Genomic DNA, 16,168 nt, shown 5'->3' with positions numbered 1-16,168 from the left:
ACCAGGCAAATTTTTGACTTGGTTATTTTCTTTACTCGGTTAAGCTTTCCGGCATGGCTGTGCCCGGCGATGAGATCGCATTCCTGGATGAGGTGCATGCGGCGCTGGCCCGCATGCTGGACACCGCGGCCTACCGCGTCGAGACCGGCGCCATGGTGGCCGGCGACCGCTACACGGCCGAGGTGCTCGGCCGGATGCTCAAGAGCCACCTCAAGGAGCTGCGCGAGGAGCCCGAGGCCCCGCCCTATTTCGGGGCGCTGCACCTGATGGACGGTGAGCGGCACCGCATCGGCCGCCGCCGCGTGGCCGACGCGCAGGGCACCCCGCTGGTGCTGGACTGGCGCGCACCGGTCTCCCGGGCGTTCTACCAGGCCCGCGCGTCCGACCCGCAGGGCGTGCGCGTACGCCGTCGCTACGGCTGGTCCGGCCTGACGCTCACCGGCTACGAGGACGAGCCGCTCACCGACGGCCGGTCGCTGAGCCGCCTGGTCACCGAGGAGATCGAGCGGCCGCGCGTCGGGCCGATGCGCGACATCGTGGCCACCATCCAGCCCGATCAGGACGACCTGGTCCGGGCCGGCCTCGGCGACTCCGTGTGCGTGCAGGGCGCGCCCGGCACCGGCAAGACCGCGGTCGGCCTGCACCGCGCGGCCTACCTGCTCTACGCGCACCGCAGGCAGCTGGAGCGCACCGGCGTCCTGGTCCTCGGCCCGAGCCGGGTGTTCCTGGACTACGTCTCCGCCGTGCTCCCCGCGCTCGGCGAGGTGCGCGTGGAGCAGCGCACGCTGCCCGGCCTGCTGGACCTGGAGATCACCGGTACCGACCCGCCGGAGGCCGCCGCGGTCAAGCACGACGTGCGGATGGCCGGCGTGCTGGAGCGCGCGCTCTGGTCCCGGATCGCCGCACCCGCCGCGCCGCTGACCGTGCTCGACGGGTCGTACCGGTGGCGGATCCCGGTCTTCGTCATCGAGCGGCTCGTCGCCGGGATCCGCGCCGAGGGACCGCGCTACGGCGTGGGCCGGGAACGGCTGCGTGCCCGGATCGTCGCGCTGATGCAGCGGCAGGCGGAGCGACGGGGCGAGACGCCGGGTTACGCATGGCAGCAGCGCACGAGCCGGGCCGCGCCGGTCCGGGAGCTGCTCGACCAGGTCTGGCCCCGGATCACACCGGCCGAGCTGGTCGCGGAGCTGCTCAGCGACCCCGTGGACACCGACCTGTCGGACGCGGAACGGGCCGCGATCCGCTGGCCCCGCCGCCGCTCCGCCCGCGCCGCCCGGTGGACCGAGGCGGACACGCTGCTGATCGACGAGGCGGCCGGCCTGATCGACGCGCTGCCCGGCTTCGGCCACATCATCGTGGACGAGGCACAGGATCTTTCCCCCATGCAGTGCCGCGCGATCGCACGCCGCAGCACGCACGGCTCGCTGACCGTGCTCGGCGACCTCGCACAGGGCACCACGCCGTGGGCCGCCACGTCGTGGCGCGCGCAGCTGGGTCATCTCGGCCGGCCGGACGCGCCGGTGACGCCGCTGACCGCCGGCTTCCGGGTCCCGGCCGCGGTGCTCGCGGTGGCGAACCGGCTGCTCGGCCCGCTCGGTGTCGACGTGCCGCCGGCCCGGTCCGTGCGCGCGGACGGCGTGGTCCGGTTCCTGCCCGGCGCCTCGGTCCACGACACCGCACTGGCCGCGCTGGACCACGAGGGCTCGGTCGCGGTGATCGCGGCGTCGGTGGACGGGCTGTCGCTGCCGTCCTCGCCGCGGCTGACCGCGCTGCCCGCGGCACTGGCCAAGGGCCTGGAGTTCGACCACGTGATCGTGGTCGAGCCCACGGAGATCGTGGACGCGGAGCCGCGCGGCCTGAACCGGCTCTACGTGGTGCTCACCCGCGCGGTCTCCAGGCTGGACGTGATCCACTCCCGGCCGCTGCCCGCGGCGCTGGAGGAGGCCAGCCGCCAGGCGCCGCAGTGACAGCGCTGGTAGCGGATCGGGCCGGTGCTGGTGTGGTGGCTGGAAACGGTGCGCCAGGTGTGCTGTTCCGTCATGCCGTCAACGATGATGTAATGCCCTTGTGCACATCAACCCTTACGGCGAGGATGCGGTCCTGCTCGCCATAGACCTGCTGCGCGACCCGCCGGCCACCGCCGCCGAGCTGGAGGCCCGCTGCCGCGCCGTCGAGCTGATGATCGAGCAGCCGGTCACCGACGGAGACCTGCACGCCACCCGCGAGTTCCTGACGTCCTGGCTCGAGGTCGTCGACGCCACCGACTTCGAGACCCGCGCCGACCGGCTCAACCGCCTGCTGGCCGGCTCGTCCGCCCACCCCCGGCTCACCAACCACGCGGAGGACGGCTGGCACGTCCACTACCGGGGTGCGAACCTGCCGCTCGCCTGGCTGCTCCGCACGCTGATCAGCGTCGGCACCGCTCTCCACCTGGCCGGCCGCGGCATGCACCGCTTGGGCCGCTGCGCCGAGCCGGGCTGCGACGCCCCGTTCGCCGACGTCAGCCGCACCGGCCGCCAGCGCTACTGCTCCACCACCTGCGCCAACCGCGATGCGGTCCGCCGCCATCGCGCTCGCGCTACGGCGGCGTGACCGGCCTGATCCGCGCCACGGCGGCGTGACCGGCCTGATAGAGACGTCTGCATCAACCGCTACGAGTGGCCGGCCGGTTTCCTCGACCACCACGAAGCCGGTGCCATTTACTCAGTTTCGGCGTCGAGGTCTGGATCCGTTGCGATTGACTGGGCGCTGGGGCGCCCGAAATTTCATGTTATTGGTTGCGTTGGGCTTTTCCTCCGGCGGGAACGCTCCGGCTCCGGGGCAGGGTCCAACACCTTTTCAGCTGCGCTGGACCGGGATCCGTGGCTGGGTTTCGTGCGGCCTGTCTGCCCCGTTTGCCATCGACCCGGGACAAGCCGAGCAGATCATCGGCAGGGCAGCCAGGCGGTCACCACTGTGGGTGCTTACGCATAAAAGACAGAAGACCCGTCCGCTGGAGACTGTGCGATCAGACAGTGTTGCCTGAATGGCTGATCAGTAGCCGGCCGCGATCTGCACGGCCGCGCTCGCGCCGGCCAGGTAGCCGGAGGCGACTGCCGCGGCCATCGACGGCGGTACCGAGGTCGCGGCGTCGCCTGCGGCGAAGAGGCCCGGAACGCCGGTCCTGCACATCGGGTCGACCGTGATCGCCGCCACGCTGAGCATCTCGTCCGGCGGGATCAGTGTGACGCCCAGGCCGGCGGCGAGCGCGGAACGCTGGTGCAGCACGGCCTTGACCAGCAGCGCGGTCACCGGGAGCGCGTCGCCGTCGCCGAACGTGACGGTCGCCAGCGCACTGCCGGGGCCGTCGAGCGCGGCGATCGGCCGCTCGTCCCACGCCACTCCCCCGCCGGCCAGCAGGTCGCGCTGTCCGTCCGTGAGCGCGACGCCGTTGGTCAGCAGCGTGATCGTGGTCGTCCAGGCCCGCAGGTTGAGTGCGCCGTGCACGCCGACCGCGCCGCTCGCCAGCACGCCCATCGGCCGGTCCCGCGCCTCCCAACCGTGACAGAACGGACAGTGGAACACGGACGTGCCCCACCGCGCGGCCAGTCCCGGCAGCTCCGGCACCCGGTAGTCCATCCCGGGCGCGAGGATCAGAGTCCGCGCACGCTCCCGGCGGCCGTCCGCGAGCGCCACGCTGAACGTCCCGTCCGGCTCCCGGGCCGCGCTCACGGCTTCGCCGTGCCGGATCTCGATCGAGGGGTACGCCGAGAGTTCCGCACGACCCGCCGCGTAGTACTCCGCCGGCGGCCGCCGGTCATGCCCGAGCAGACCGCCGATCCCGGTAGCGGCCAGATTGCTCTGCCGTCCGGCGTCGACGATCAGGGTGGTGCGGCGGGCCCGAGCCAGCGTGAGCCCGGCACTCAGACCGGCCGCACCCGCGCCGATCACGATGCTGTCGTTCATGATCTAGACCTCACCAGGGGTACGCCCCGGCCGACATGCGCGTGTGTCTCACGCACATACCCGGATAGCATCCGCCGGTGGACCCGATCAGCCAGGCGATCTCGACGCTGCGGGTCGGCCGCGGGACGGTGCGGCGTTTCCGCCAGTCCGGCGCGTGGGGCCTGCGGTTCTCCGGCCTGACCGGCAGCGGCTTCCACGTGGTCCTGCACGGCACCGGCTGGCTGCTCGCCGCGGACGCACCGCCGGTCCCGCTGCGCGCGGGCGACATCGTGCTGGTCACGTCCGGCGCGGACCACGGTCTGGCCGCCGAGCCGCGCCCGTTGCGCGGGCTGCCGCCGGTGGCGCTGGGCACGGCCCGGCCACCCGCGGGCGCCGCCGGCTTCGAGTTCCTGTGCGGCGCGTACCGGCTGGACACCGGACGTGTGCACCCCTATCTGGCCGCGTTGCCCGGCTTGCTCGTGGTGCCCGCAGCCGCGACGGTCTCGCCGCCGGAAGCGGCGGCGATCGATCCGTACCGACCGAGGGATCGCGAGCCGGAAGCGGGCTACGAACCGGAATCAGGCCACGAGCCGGGAGCAGCCCGTCGACCGGAGGCAGGCCTCGGGCCGGAGGCCGCCGATGGACCGGAGGCGGACCGGCGGCCGGGTAGCCCCTTGCCATCGGTGGTCGCGCTGCTGGACGCGCACGAGGCGCAGGCCGGCGGGCCGGGTACGGACACGGTCCGGCCCGCGCTGCTGGACCTGATGCTGACGCACGCGCTGACCGGCTGGCTGGCATCCGCGGACCGACCGGCCACGCCCGACCCGGCGATCACGACGTTGCTGAACATGATCGACGACAGCCCGCAGACCCGGTGGACCGTGCGGGATCTGGGCCGGGCCGCGGGCCTGTCGCGGGCGGCGCTCACCCGGCGCTTCACGGCCGCGGTAGGCCGGCCGCCGATGGCCTACCTGATCGGCGCGCGTCTGGACCGGGCCGCACGCCTCCTGCGCGAGACCGAGGCGCCGCTGTCCTCGATCGCGCGGCAGGTGGGGTATGCGACGGAGTTCTCGTTCGCCGGCGCGTTCCGGCGTGAGTACGGCGTCGCGCCCGGCCGGTTCCGCGCCGCCGCCCGGTCCGGCTCATCGGGTTGAGATCCCGATCGGATCAGATCGACGGCGTGATCAACTCGTCCGCCACCCACTGCGCGACGCCCTCCGGGTAGAACGGCGGCAGGCCCAGCACGACGTGCGCGAACCCGGCCTCCCGCGCCTCCGCGATCTTCCCTCGTGTCACCCCCGGCCGGTCGTAGTCGACCGGCAGATGAATCGACCGGACTATCTCGCCCGGATCCCGCCCGATCTCCGCGCAGAACCGGTCCAGCAACCGGCTCCGCCCCACCAGATCCTCGATGTCGCCGCCACCCGCGATGTTCCACAGGTCCGCGTGCTCCGCGACCACCCGCAGCACCGGCGACGAGCGGCCACCGATCATGATCGGTGGGTGCGGGCGCTGCACCGGCTTCGGATTGCCGAACGCGCCGGTCACCCGCACGTGCTCGCCGTGGAAGTCGAACGGCTCCTCCGCCGTCCACAGCCGCCGGATCACGGTCAGCGACTCGCCGAGCGCGCTCACCGAGTGCCCGAAGTCGTGATAGGGCAGGCCGTGCGCGTCGTACTCGCGCCGCGCCGGTGCATAGGTCGGCCTCGACCCCGCGCCGATGCCGAAGTCGAGCCGCCCGCCGGACACCACGTCCACGGTCGTCGCGATCTTGGCGAGCATCGCGGGCGGCCGGAACCGGTTGCTGGTCACCAGCACGCCGAGGCGCAGCCGTGCGGTCTGCGCCGCGAGCGCGGCGAGCAGCGTCCAGCCCTCGTGGATCGGACCGTCCGGGTCGCCGCCGATCGGCATCAGGTGGTCGAAGAGCCAGGCGTGCGCGATCTCCGGGATCGCGTCCGCCTCCCGCCACACGCGCAGGATGTCCGCGTAGCCGACCTGCATCGGCGCGGTCATGATCCCGAACGTCATTTCGACTCGATCCCGGCCTCGCGCCGCACGTCGTCCCAGTCCGCGTCGCCAAGACCAAAAGCCTTGCGGAGGTACGCCGTGGACGCCCGCCGCACCAGCGCCACCCGCTCCGGGTCCTCGTCCGTGGTCTCGGTGACGCCGTACCCGGTGATCCCGCCGAGCGAGTGCTCGCCGCCGGGCAGCGTGAGCAGGTCCTTCGGCGACGGGCTCAGGTGGAAGCCGTCGGTGAACCAGTCCGGCCCGCGCGTGCTCAGCAGCGACTGGTCCTTGTCACCGGCCACGAGCAGCGCCGGTGCGGTCAGTTCCGCGAAGCTCGGGCTCATGAACGGGAAGTGCTCGGCCGCGAACGGGCTCAGATCCCCCAGCCCGGTGCCGGTCAGCGCCAGCAGCACGCCGGCGGTGATCCGCGGGTCCCGCTCCGGCACGCCGTCGAAGCCGATCACGCGCGCGCCGAGCAGCGCGCTGACGGTCTGCGCGCCGTAGGAGTGCCCGGCCACCGCGATCCGGTCCCGGTCGAACCGGCCCGGGATCAGCGCCTCCAGCGCGTCGAGGTTGTCGAGGACGCGGGTCACGTCGTCGATGCGGATGCGCCAGATGTCCGGCTGGCGCGGGTCGTCCTGCGGCAGCGCCAGCGCGCGGGAGTCCAGGTGGGTGGGCTGCAGGACGGCGAACCCGGCCTCGGTCCAGGCGTCGACCAGCGGCGCGTAGCCGCTCGCCGACCCACCGAAGCCGTGCGAGAGGATGACGACCGGGTGGGTGTCGGCGGTGGCGGGCGCGGAGACGCGAACCCGCAGGTCGTCGCCACGCTCCGGAGCGGGCAGGATCACCGGGTGCACTGAGATGACGGGTGTCATGGGGTCCTCATGTTCTGGCAGAATCGGATAAGCGGAACCTCGTTCCGCGACCAAAGATACGGAACCAGGTTCCGTTTGCCAAGTGGAGTGATGCAGTGGGATCGGACACGCCCGCACCACGCAAGCGCGCCGACGCCGAGCGCAACAAGCTGGCGCTGCTGGACGCGGCCGCCGCGGCGTTCGTCGAGTCCGGCGTCGACGTGGCGGTCCGGGACATCGCGGCCCGCGCGGGCGTCGGCGTCGGCACGATCTACCGCCACTTCCCCACCCGGGCCGACCTGATCGTCGCGGTCTACCTCCACCAGATCGAGGCGTGCGTCGAGGCCGGCCCCGCACTGCTGGCCGCCCGCCCGTCACCGCACGCCGCGCTGGCCGACTGGATCATGATGTTCGTCGACTTCCTGACCACCAAGCACGGCCTGGCCGGCGCGCTCCAGTCCGACGACGCCGCCTTCCAGACGCTCCACGGCCTCTTCCTCGAACGCCTGCTGCCCGTCTGCGCCCAGCTCCTCGACGCCGCCACCGCCTCCGGCGAGATCACCCCCGGCATGGACCCGCTCACGCTCATGCGCGGCGTCGGCAACCTCTGCATCGGCGCCGAGAACGACCCCCACTACCACGCCCGCCACATGGTCCAACTCGTGATCAAGGGCCTGCGCGCCGACTCCTGACACATCGCCCGGTCCCATCAAGACCAAGATCAAAACCTGGAAACAGATTTCCCACTTCGCGGTGGTTGCGGTCCGCACGCTCCCGCGGGCACCGGTCGTCGCTGGCGCTCCTCCCTTCCGCTGCCGCGGGTGGCCGAGCTCAAACCAAAAACCCGCCCGCACGCACAGGTCCCAGGCACCCTTCCCGTGATCGGGCGTCCCTCAGGGTCGCCCGATCACGGGAGGGCACTCCGCGCGGGCACGGGAGGCGCCTCGCGCGACGCGCACACGACGGGAGCCGCGCGCACTTTCCGGCACCGCACGGAACCGGCTCCGACACCGGGAGGCAAGCGGAGCGCCGGCGAAGTCTTGGCGGACGGCGAGGTTCGCCCGCGGGAGCGACCCTGTTGCCCATTCCGGTCAGGTGCAAGCACCCGACATGACAGGCGGAGCCGGGCCTCGCGCTCACGGCGCTCGTCCCGGATGGGCAACAGGGTCGGGAGCATGCGGGCTGCACCACGCCGGAAGCGGGAAAGTGAGCTGGATCCGGGGAACCCGGCAGATGTGCTGTCAGCGGACCTCGAGTTCGAAAATGCTGAAGCCCCAGATGGTGGCGACCTCGGTGCCGTAGAGGCGCACGTAGCGGCCGGTGGTTCCGGCGGGCGCGGTGGCCTTGACGGTGCCGCCCTCGCCGGCCGTGGTGCTGTAGATCGACTTCCAGGTGTTGCCGTCCGCTGAGGCCTCGACGCGGTAGGCGCGGCCGTAGGCGGCCTCCCAGTACAGCGTGACGTTGCTGATCTGCCAGGACTCGCCGAGATCGACCATGATCCACTCGGGTGCGGAGTAGGCGCTGGTCCACCGCGTCGACATGTCGCCGTCGAGGGCCTGGCCGGCGCGTGTCCCGTCCGCCTCCGTGGAGGCGAAGCCGGGCTTGCCGCGCGCGATGTTCGCACCGGCGGTGTTCGCCTTGGGGCCGGTCGCCTTCGGGGACGCGCTCCGGCTCGGCGCGGGCGAGGGGGACGCCGACGAGGTCCTGCTCGGCTTCGGCGAGGCGGACGCGGCGCCCGTGCTCGACGGCGACGGCGAGACAGCGGCCGGGTCGACGGTGGACGGTCCGGAGGGATAGCCGACGTTCCACGGTTCCCCGGCCGACGACGCGCTGGGCGCTGACACGAGATCAGGCTCGTCCCCACGCTGCTGGAACAGCGGCACGAGCACCGCCACCAGCCCGACCACGGCCGCCACCGCGACACCGATCAGCCACGGCCGGACCCGCCGGGAAGGGTCGGCGGGCGGTGTGTCGGTGGTGGGCGAGGCGCTGCGCGGCGGCACGGTGGCCAGGACCGGGTCCGAATCCATCGGCCCTCGCTCGGCGGGACCGGCGAAGGTCTGCGTCGACGGCAGCGCGGCGAACGCGGACGGCGTCGTGGTGGCGGCCGACGACGCGGGCGCCGGCGTGGCGGCAGCGGACGATGTGAGCTGCGTCGTGGCAGCCCCGGATGCGGATGGTGCGGCGGATGCGGGCTGCTCAGGGGACGTGTGCTGAGCGGGCACCGGACGAGACGCGGGAGGTACGACAGCCGGAGCAGGCGACACGGTCCGGGCGGGCGGCCCGACCTGGGTGGCGGGCTGCGCGGCCGGAACGGGCAGCACAGGCTGGGTGGCGCGGGTGGCGGGCGGCGCGGGCTGGTCAGCGGCGGGGACCGGCGGCGCAGACTGCGATGCGGACTCGCCGGAACTGCCCGGCGCGAACTCGGCACCACCCCTGGCAACGGAACCGGCCGGGCTGTTCATGGGCAGCCCGCGCAACGCGATCGCCCGCTGCGGGGCCGGCGGCTTAGGCCGTTCCCGCGCACCGGTAATCGCGCCCGAGGATTGCGGAGACCCACCGGACGCGAGCGGCGAACCACCGGACGCAAGCGGAGACCCGCCGGCGGCCAGCGGCGAACCACCGGAAGCCTGCGGAGACCCGCCGGAAGCGAGTGGCGAACCACCGGAAGCCTGCGGAGAGACACCTGCGGCGCCACTACCCGTCTCTGCCACGCCGACGGCATCCCGGCCAGCAGCATTCTCAGCTTTCGGCGCCGGAGCAATCTCCGCCGGCGAGGCCTCGGTGGCAGCCTCCGTCGGGGATTCCGCGTGAACGGGAACCGCCGGCACGGAGTCCCGCAGCCCTGGCTCAGCCGCCGCAAGAGCCCCGCCCGAATCCGGCCCCGCCGCCGCGGAATCCGATATGGACCCCGCCCGCGTCACCGGCGGAACCGGCGCTCCCTCCGACACCGAAGAAGGCGCCTCACCAGCCTTTTCAACCGCCCCCGGCGCTTCCGGCCGCTCGTCGGCCGCCGGATCCGGCTGCCGCTCAGGCTTCTCCATGTCGGCTCCCCTACGTACGACTGCCACGCCCGGAGGAGGCTAGCCGGAGACGGCCGATGTGTCTGCGCCGCCCCGGCATCGACGGACGTACGGCGCCCGGCGGATGAACCGCCGGGCACCGGAGCGGGGTCAGTGGCGCGGGATCGCGTCACCGTTGCGGGCCAGCCACTGGTCGAGGGTCTGGAGGGCCGGGTTCAGGCGGCGGACCTCGTCGAGGTCGCGGACGCCGGTGAAGTAGTCGGTGTGCTCGGTGTAGTACTGGAACATGTTGCCGATCTCGTCCGCGCCCGGGAATCCCAGTGCGCGGTACTCGTCGTGGCTGAGCGGCCGGTAGACCACCTTCTCGCCGAGCGCCCTGCTCAGCGCGGCCGCCATCTCCGATCCGGTCAGGTGCTCGCCCGCGATGTGGACGGTCTTCCCGACGTACTCCTGGCCGGCCTTGAAGACGCCGTAGGCGGTGCGACCGATGTCCTCGGCCGCGATGCCCGAGAGGCGCCCGGCCCCCATCGGCAGGTTGAGCACGAGCTCGCCCGCGGCGTCACGCTGCGGCTCCCAGCCGAATCCGGCGAAGTTGTCGAAGTAGGCGGTGGTACGCAGGAACGTGGTGGGCACGCCGAGCGAGGTGAAGAGGCTGTCCGCCTCAGCCTTCGCGTCGAAGTGCGGCACGGTGTAGACGTCCTGGAGCGTGGGCAGCCGCGGGTCGGAGGCCGGGATGTGGTCGCGGGTGTCCTCCAGCGTGGACCAGATGACGTGTTGGACACCCGCGGTCCGGGCGGCGCGTGCCAGGTTCGCCGCCTCCTCCTGTTCTCGGGTGGCGGACATGTGCGCCCAGAAGTTGGTGACCAGGTAGGCGCCGTAGGCCCCGGTGAACGCCCGGACCAGGCTCTCCTCGTCGTAGTTGTCGGCCTGCACCACCTCGGCACCGAGCTTGACCAGCTCCTGCGCCTTCGGGGAGGTGGCGTCGCGGGTCAGCGCGCGGACCGTGTAGCCGCCCTCGGGGTCGTCGAGGATGGCGCGGACCAGACCGTTGCCCTGGGCACCGGTGGCTCCGACAACCGCGATGATCTTGTTCATGATGGTCTCCGCATCATCCTCCGGGCCGAATGTCTTTCGACCCTTCTGTTGACACATCAACTTGACCATCCGATCGATGATTCCCGATCGATGACACATCAACCTGTGACGCGTATCATGGGAAGGTGACTGAATGGCTGACGGACGACGAGCAGCGCGACTGGCGCCGTTACGTCGAGATGCAGGGCCGGTTGACGGCCCAGATCGCGGCCCACATGCAGGCCGAGGGCAAGATGTCGGTGCCGGACTACGAGGTGCTGGTGCACCTGTCCGAGGCGCCGGACGGCCGGATGCGCTCGACCGACCTGATCGAGTGCACGTGCTGGGAGAAGAGCCGGCTGTCCCACCACCTGACCCGGATGGAGAAGCGCGGCCTGATCACGCGCGAGACCCGGGCGGACGACCTGCGCTACTCCGACGTGGTGATCACCGCGGCCGGCCAGGCCGCGATCGAGAGCGCGGCGCCGATGCACGTGGCCCACGTGCGGACCTGGTTCATCGAGGCGCTGACGCCGGCGGAGCTGGCCACGTTCGGCGAGCTGTGCGAGAAGGTCATCGCCCGTCTGGACGAGGTGACGCCGCTGTGCGAGGAAGCAGCATCTCCCGTATGACCGCGCGCCGCTGCTCGTGGGTCAACGGGTTGCCGCGCGCGGCCGGGCGGGACTGCCAGGGGCGCGGCCCGTCCGGCCGGCGGTACTCCACGCCGAGCGCGTCCAGCCGCGCGTAGTGCCCGGTCAGCCGCGCGTCGAAGTCCGAGACCTCCCGTGCGGCCGGCGACCAGACCACCTCGGCGAACGCGCACAGCCGCGGGAAGGCCATGTAGTCCACGGCCCGCGCGTCCGGCATGTGCTCGGTCCAGATGTTGGCCTGCGCGCCGATGACCCGCGCCGGATCCTCGACGGAGTCCGGCACCGGCTCGAACGCGTACACGTCGGCGACCGTCAGCCGCGTGCCCACCGGCGTCGGCTCGCCCGGGTCGTCGGACTGGCGATAGTCCAGGTAGAGGTGCATGTCCGGGCAGGCGATCACGTCGTGGCCCGCGTTCGCGGCGCGCACGGTGGCGTCCGGACCGCGCCACGCGCCGATCAGCGCGTCCGCCGGTGCGCCGCCCTCCAGGATCTCGTCCCAGCCGTAGGGCCGCCGTCCGCGCTCGCGCAGGAAACCGGCGAGCCGCGCCACGTACCAGGCCTGGACGTCGTCGACGCCGAGCGCCCGCGCCGACGCACTGTGCTGCCACTCGGTGCGGTCGCACTCGTCGCCGCCGATGCCGACCACCGGCGACGGGAACAGGTCGCAGACCGTGTGCAGCACCGTCCGGCAGAACTCCAGCGCCTCGTCGGAGACGGTGAGCGTGTGCGCGGAGACGCCCCACGATTCCATCACCGCGGGTTCACCCCCATGACCCAGCCGGGGGTACGCCGCGAGCGCGGCCTGCACGTGGCCGGGCAGATCGATCTCCGGCACGACCGTGACGTGCCGATCAGCCGCGTAGGCGACGATCTCCCGGATGTCGTCCGCCGTGTAGAACCCGCCGTGCGGTCGTTCGTCGAACTCGCCGTGCACGCGTGACCCGCGCATGCTGCGCGGCCGCCATCCGCCCACCGCGGTCAGGCCCGGATAGCCCGGGATCTCCAGCCGCCAGCCCTGGTCGTCCGTCAGGTGCAGGTGCAGCACGTTGAGCTTGTGCAGCGCGATCAGGTCGATCATCCGCAGCACGCCCGCGACCGGCATGAAGTGCCGTGCCACGTCCAGCATGCAACCGCGCCAGCGGAACCGGGGCGCGTCCTCGATCTCCAGCGCCGGCAGCGTCCACGGCCCGTCCGAGGCCGCGGCACGACGCAGCGCGGCCGATGGCAGCAGCTGACGCAGCGTCTGCAGGCCGTGGTGCACGCCCGCGGCGTCGCCACCGGTGACCGCGACCAGCGAGGCGGAGACGGTCAGCCGGTACGCCTCCGCCGGCATCCGCTCGTCCAGGCGCAGCACGATCGCGCCGCTCGGCGCCGGCTCCGCGACCACGGACTGCACCGCCGGTGGCAGGAAACAGCCGGTCGGCGGCCCGAGCGTGGCCCGCAGCCAGGCCGCGGTGGCGGCCAGCGACTCCGGCGCGATCAGCACCGTGTCCGGGCGCAGCGTGAAGACGTCGTCGCCGGACCGGACCAGCGAGACGGGACGGGGCACGATCAATCCTTCACCGCCCCGGCCAGGCCCGAGACGAGACGGCGCTGGACGAACAGGAAGAAGATCAGCACGGGTACGGTCATCAGCACCGATGCTGCCATGATCCCGCCCCAGTCGTTCTCGTCCGGCTTGAAGAAGACCAGCAGCGCCATCGGCAGCGTCTGGTTCTCGGTGGCGCTGATGATGAACGTGCGGGCGAACAGGAAGTCGTTCCACGCGGTGATGAACGAGAACACGCCGGTGGCCGCGAGTCCTGGTGCGACCAGCGGGAACAGGATGCGCCACAGGATCTGCCAGCGGGACGCGCCGTCGAGCTGGGCAGCCTCCTCGATCTCGTCCGGGATCGCGGCGACGAAGCCGCGCAGCATCCAGACCGCGAGCGGCAGCGTGAACGCGAAGTGCACCAGGATCAGCGAGAACAGCGTGTTCAGCGCGCCGAGGTCCCGGACCAGGAAGAACAGCGGGATGGTCAGCGCCTCGATCGGCACCATCTGCGCGATCAGGAACAGCACCAGCAGCGTGGTCCGGAAGCGGAACCGGAACCGGGTGAGCGCGACCGCGGCCAGGAACGCCACCAGGCCGGACAGCACGACCACGGCCAGCGCCACGATCAGGCTGTTCATGAAGTAACGGCCGAAGCCGTTCACCTGGAGCACACGCTGGAAGCTCTCCAGCGACGGCGCGAGCGTCCACGGCACCGGCGAGGCGGACTGGATCTCGCCGGCGGGCTTGAGCGCGGACAGCACCATCCAGTAGATCGGGAACGCGACGACCAGCGCCACGATCAGTGCGATGGTGTTCGGGACGAGGCGGCGGATCACAGCGGCTCCCCGGAGCGGCGTAGCAGGCGCAGGTAGACCAGCGTGACGGCGAGCAGGATCAGCATCATGACCACGCCGATCGCGGAGCCGAGGCCGTACTCGGAGGACGCGAAGGCCTGCTGGTACGCGTACACGTTGAGGGTGAGGTTCTGACCGGCGATGCCGCCGCCGTTCGTCATCACGTAGATCTGGGTGAAGATCTTGAAGTCCCAGATGATCGACTGGATGACCACGATCGCGATGATCGGGCGCAGCATCGGCACGGTCACCCGCCAGAACGACTGCCACGGGTTCGCGCCGTCCAGCTGCGCGGCCTCCAGCACCTGCTCCGGCAGCGCCTTGATGCCGGCGTAGAGCGTGACCATGACGAACGGGAACGAGTGCCAGACCACGACGGCGCCGACCAGTGCGAACGCGTCCAGCCGCTCGTACGTCCAGTTGTGCCCCTCCCAGCCCAGCACGCGGTTGACCAGGCCGAGGTTCGTGTCGAACAGGAACATCCACACGGTGGAGCCGGTCATCGCGGGCGCGGCCCAGGCGGCCATCGCGGCGAGTGACAGCGTGTACGCGGCCCAGCGGCTGACCTTGGTGAGCAGCACCGCGAGCGCGGCGCCGACCGCGAGCGTGACCAGCACCAGCGCGGCCGCGAACAGCACGGTGGCCCAGAGCACGGACCAGAACCGCGGCGCGGACATCAGGTCGGTGTAGTTGTCCAGCCCGATGAACCGGGTGGGCTGGCCGCCGCTGACCTGGGCCTGCCGGAAGTCCAGCACGGAGAGCAGGCCGAGCTGGTAGATCGGGTAGACGAACAGCGGCAGCAGCACCGCGGCGGCCGGCAACAGCAGCCAGAGCGGCGTGAGCGTGCGGGCCCGGCCTTTGACGGCCGGGCCCGCGTCGATCGTCGTCACTTCTTCAGGGCCGCGCTGACCGCGGCGGCGGCCTCGTCGGTCGCGGCATCCACGGTGGAACGGCCGGTGGCGACGTTCTGCAGCATGGTCGGGATGACGGCCTGGCTGTCGATCGCGCCCCAGCCCGGGTCGACCGGGACGAACTTGGTGCCGGCCGCGATCGTGTCCAGGAACGGCTTCAGCGTGGCGTCCTTGGCCGCCAGCTCGGTGCGCGCCGAGGTGAGCGTCGGCAGGTTGCCCATCGCGTCGAACATCTTGAGCTGGTAGTTCTTGCTGCCGAGCAGCTTCAGGAAGTCCGCGGCGAGCGTACGTCGCGGCGTGTTCTTCATGACGCCGAGGTTGTTGCCGCCGGCGAACGCGGGCGCGATGCTGCCGGCCGTGACGCCCGGCAGCGGCACGACCGCGTACTTACCCTTGACCGTGCCCGCCTCGACCGCGGCGCGGTTGAAGTTGCCGAGGATCGCCATGCCGGCCTTGCCGCCCGCGAACAGCTCGACGGTCTTGCCGCCGGTCAGGTCCGCGCACTGCTGCGGCGGGCAGTTGTCGTCCTTGAGCAGGTCCGTGTACGCGGTGACGCCGGCCCGGGACTGCGCCGAGTTCAGCGCCGTGATGTCGCCGCCGTTGGCCCACACGAACGGCAGCGCGCCGAACGTGTACTTGCCGCCGACCGCGACGCCGAACAGGTCCGGCTTCCGCTGCCGGATGGTCTTCGCGGTCGCGGTCAGCTCCGCCAGCGTGGCCGGCGGCGTGAGGCCCAGCTCGGTGAAGACGTCCGTGCGGTAGTGCAGCGCGCGGACGCCGACCCACCAGGGCAGGCCGTACGCCGTGCCGTCGACGGTGGCGCTGGCGCGCAGGTCGGCCGCGAGGTCCGCGCCCTCGGCCCAGCCGTCCAGGTCCGCGCCGATGTCGGCGAGGCCGCCCGCGTTCACGTACTCCGCGAGGTCGGTGTTGCCGAACTCCACCACGTCCGGCGCGCTGGCCGGGTCGTTGAACGCGCCCTTGAAGCGCTCGGCCCGGGTCTCGACCGCGATGTACTGCACGTCGACGGTCACGCCCTGGTGCGCGGCCTGGAACTCCTCGACGGCGGCCTTGATGACCGCCTCCTTCGGGGTGCGGTTCGGCTCGTCGAAGAGCCAGACGCGCAGCGTGCCGGTCTTCTCGTCGGTGCCGGACGTGGCCGGCGCGTTGGTGGAGGGGGCACAGCCGGTCAGCAGCGCGGCGGCGACGGCGACGCCCGCTATCCGCTTCTTCATCGGGCCTCCGGTCAAGGAATTATTTCGGGCATGGTTCGTAAATAGTTCGTTGATCTCAGTGGCACCTAGAGTGGGCTTGCGCCGGTCAGCGCGTCAAGACCTCGG

Annotated in this window: 14 protein-coding genes; 5 read left to right on the top strand and 9 right to left on the bottom strand. The window is 71.9% G+C overall.

The features are described 5' to 3' along the window. The first annotated feature begins 53 nt into the window (after nucleotides 1-53). On the top strand, nucleotides 54-1,967 hold the full coding sequence (locus OP04_RS12905; RefSeq protein ID WP_033339767.1) for a HelD family protein: 1,914 nt from the start codon (nucleotides 54-56) through the stop codon (nucleotides 1,965-1,967). A gap of 100 nt (nucleotides 1,968-2,067) precedes the next feature. Further along, nucleotides 2,068-2,592 carry a CGNR zinc finger domain-containing protein gene (locus OP04_RS12900; RefSeq protein WP_033339766.1) on the top strand — a complete coding sequence of 175 codons (525 nt, stop codon included), beginning with the start codon at nucleotides 2,068-2,070 and terminating at the stop codon, nucleotides 2,590-2,592. A gap of 441 nt (nucleotides 2,593-3,033) precedes the next feature. Here OP04_RS12900 and OP04_RS12895 read toward each other — a convergent pair whose 3' ends face one another. Next, nucleotides 3,034-3,945 (bottom strand): NAD(P)/FAD-dependent oxidoreductase, encoded by a 912-nt coding sequence (locus OP04_RS12895; protein ID WP_033339765.1) that lies wholly within the window; start codon nucleotides 3,943-3,945, stop codon nucleotides 3,034-3,036. Nucleotides 3,946-4,022: 77 nt separating this feature from the next. On the opposite strand from OP04_RS12895, the gene OP04_RS55570 reads away from it, so the two are divergent. Continuing rightward, complete coding sequence (locus OP04_RS55570; protein WP_033339764.1) at nucleotides 4,023-5,078, top strand: AraC family transcriptional regulator; 1,056 nt, start codon at nucleotides 4,023-4,025, stop codon at nucleotides 5,076-5,078. A 13-nt stretch (nucleotides 5,079-5,091) separates the two neighbouring features. Here the strand turns inward: OP04_RS55570 and OP04_RS12885 are convergent, their stop codons facing one another. Both OP04_RS12885 and OP04_RS12880 read right to left on the bottom strand, forming a co-directional pair. Further along, nucleotides 5,092-5,952: an LLM class flavin-dependent oxidoreductase gene (locus OP04_RS12885; protein WP_033339763.1), complete on the bottom strand. Its 861-nt coding sequence runs from the start codon at nucleotides 5,950-5,952 to the stop codon at nucleotides 5,092-5,094. Then, nucleotides 5,949-6,806 carry an alpha/beta hydrolase family protein gene (locus tag OP04_RS12880; RefSeq protein WP_051797732.1) on the bottom strand — a complete coding sequence of 286 codons (858 nt, stop codon included), beginning with the start codon at nucleotides 6,804-6,806 and terminating at the stop codon, nucleotides 5,949-5,951. The genes OP04_RS12885 and OP04_RS12880 overlap by 4 nt, the downstream gene beginning before the upstream one ends. 95 nt (nucleotides 6,807-6,901) lie before the next feature. Here OP04_RS12880 and OP04_RS12875 point away from each other — a divergent pair, with 95 nt between their 5' ends. After that, nucleotides 6,902-7,477, top strand: coding sequence for a TetR/AcrR family transcriptional regulator (locus tag OP04_RS12875; protein ID WP_033339762.1), 576 nt, complete (start codon nucleotides 6,902-6,904; stop codon nucleotides 7,475-7,477). Between the two features lie 549 nt (nucleotides 7,478-8,026). Here the strand turns inward: OP04_RS12875 and OP04_RS51655 are convergent. Further along, a complete protein-coding gene (locus OP04_RS51655) occupies nucleotides 8,027-9,250 on the bottom strand; it encodes a discoidin domain-containing protein (RefSeq protein ID WP_085066407.1) in 1,224 nt (407 codons plus the stop codon). A gap of 708 nt (nucleotides 9,251-9,958) precedes the next feature. Continuing rightward, nucleotides 9,959-10,903, bottom strand: coding sequence for an NmrA/HSCARG family protein (locus OP04_RS12865; RefSeq protein ID WP_033339761.1), 945 nt, complete (start codon nucleotides 10,901-10,903; stop codon nucleotides 9,959-9,961). A gap of 125 nt (nucleotides 10,904-11,028) precedes the next feature. Here OP04_RS12865 and OP04_RS12860 point away from each other — a divergent pair, with 125 nt between their 5' ends. Continuing rightward, on the top strand, nucleotides 11,029-11,514 hold the full coding sequence (locus OP04_RS12860; protein ID WP_033339760.1) for a MarR family winged helix-turn-helix transcriptional regulator: 486 nt from the start codon (nucleotides 11,029-11,031) through the stop codon (nucleotides 11,512-11,514). Here OP04_RS12860 and OP04_RS12855 read toward each other — a convergent pair. The 4 genes from OP04_RS12855 to OP04_RS12840 are packed head-to-tail and all read right to left on the bottom strand — an operon-like array spanning nucleotide 11,456 to nucleotide 16,063. Further along, complete coding sequence (locus tag OP04_RS12855; protein ID WP_232323563.1) at nucleotides 11,456-13,081, bottom strand: beta-N-acetylhexosaminidase; 1,626 nt, start codon at nucleotides 13,079-13,081, stop codon at nucleotides 11,456-11,458. The two genes, OP04_RS12860 and OP04_RS12855, sit on opposite strands and share 59 nt — an antisense overlap. 2 nt (nucleotides 13,082-13,083) lie before the next feature. Beyond that, a complete protein-coding gene (locus OP04_RS12850; protein ID WP_033339759.1) occupies nucleotides 13,084-13,902 on the bottom strand; it encodes a carbohydrate ABC transporter permease in 819 nt (272 codons plus the stop codon). After that, on the bottom strand, nucleotides 13,899-14,810 hold the full coding sequence (locus OP04_RS12845; RefSeq protein WP_157239749.1) for a carbohydrate ABC transporter permease: 912 nt from the start codon (nucleotides 14,808-14,810) through the stop codon (nucleotides 13,899-13,901). Before OP04_RS12845 ends, OP04_RS12850 begins: the two co-directional genes overlap by 4 nt. After that, nucleotides 14,807-16,063: an extracellular solute-binding protein gene (locus OP04_RS12840; protein ID WP_033339758.1), complete on the bottom strand. Its 1,257-nt coding sequence runs from the start codon at nucleotides 16,061-16,063 to the stop codon at nucleotides 14,807-14,809. The genes OP04_RS12845 and OP04_RS12840 overlap by 4 nt, the downstream gene beginning before the upstream one ends. Nucleotides 16,064-16,168 lie beyond the last annotated feature (105 nt).

The organism is Catenuloplanes japonicus (assembly GCF_000717135.1).
Classification (GTDB): Bacteria; Actinomycetota; Actinomycetes; order Mycobacteriales; family Micromonosporaceae; genus Catenuloplanes; species Catenuloplanes japonicus.
This window is presented reverse-complemented; position numbering and strand designations above follow the sequence as displayed.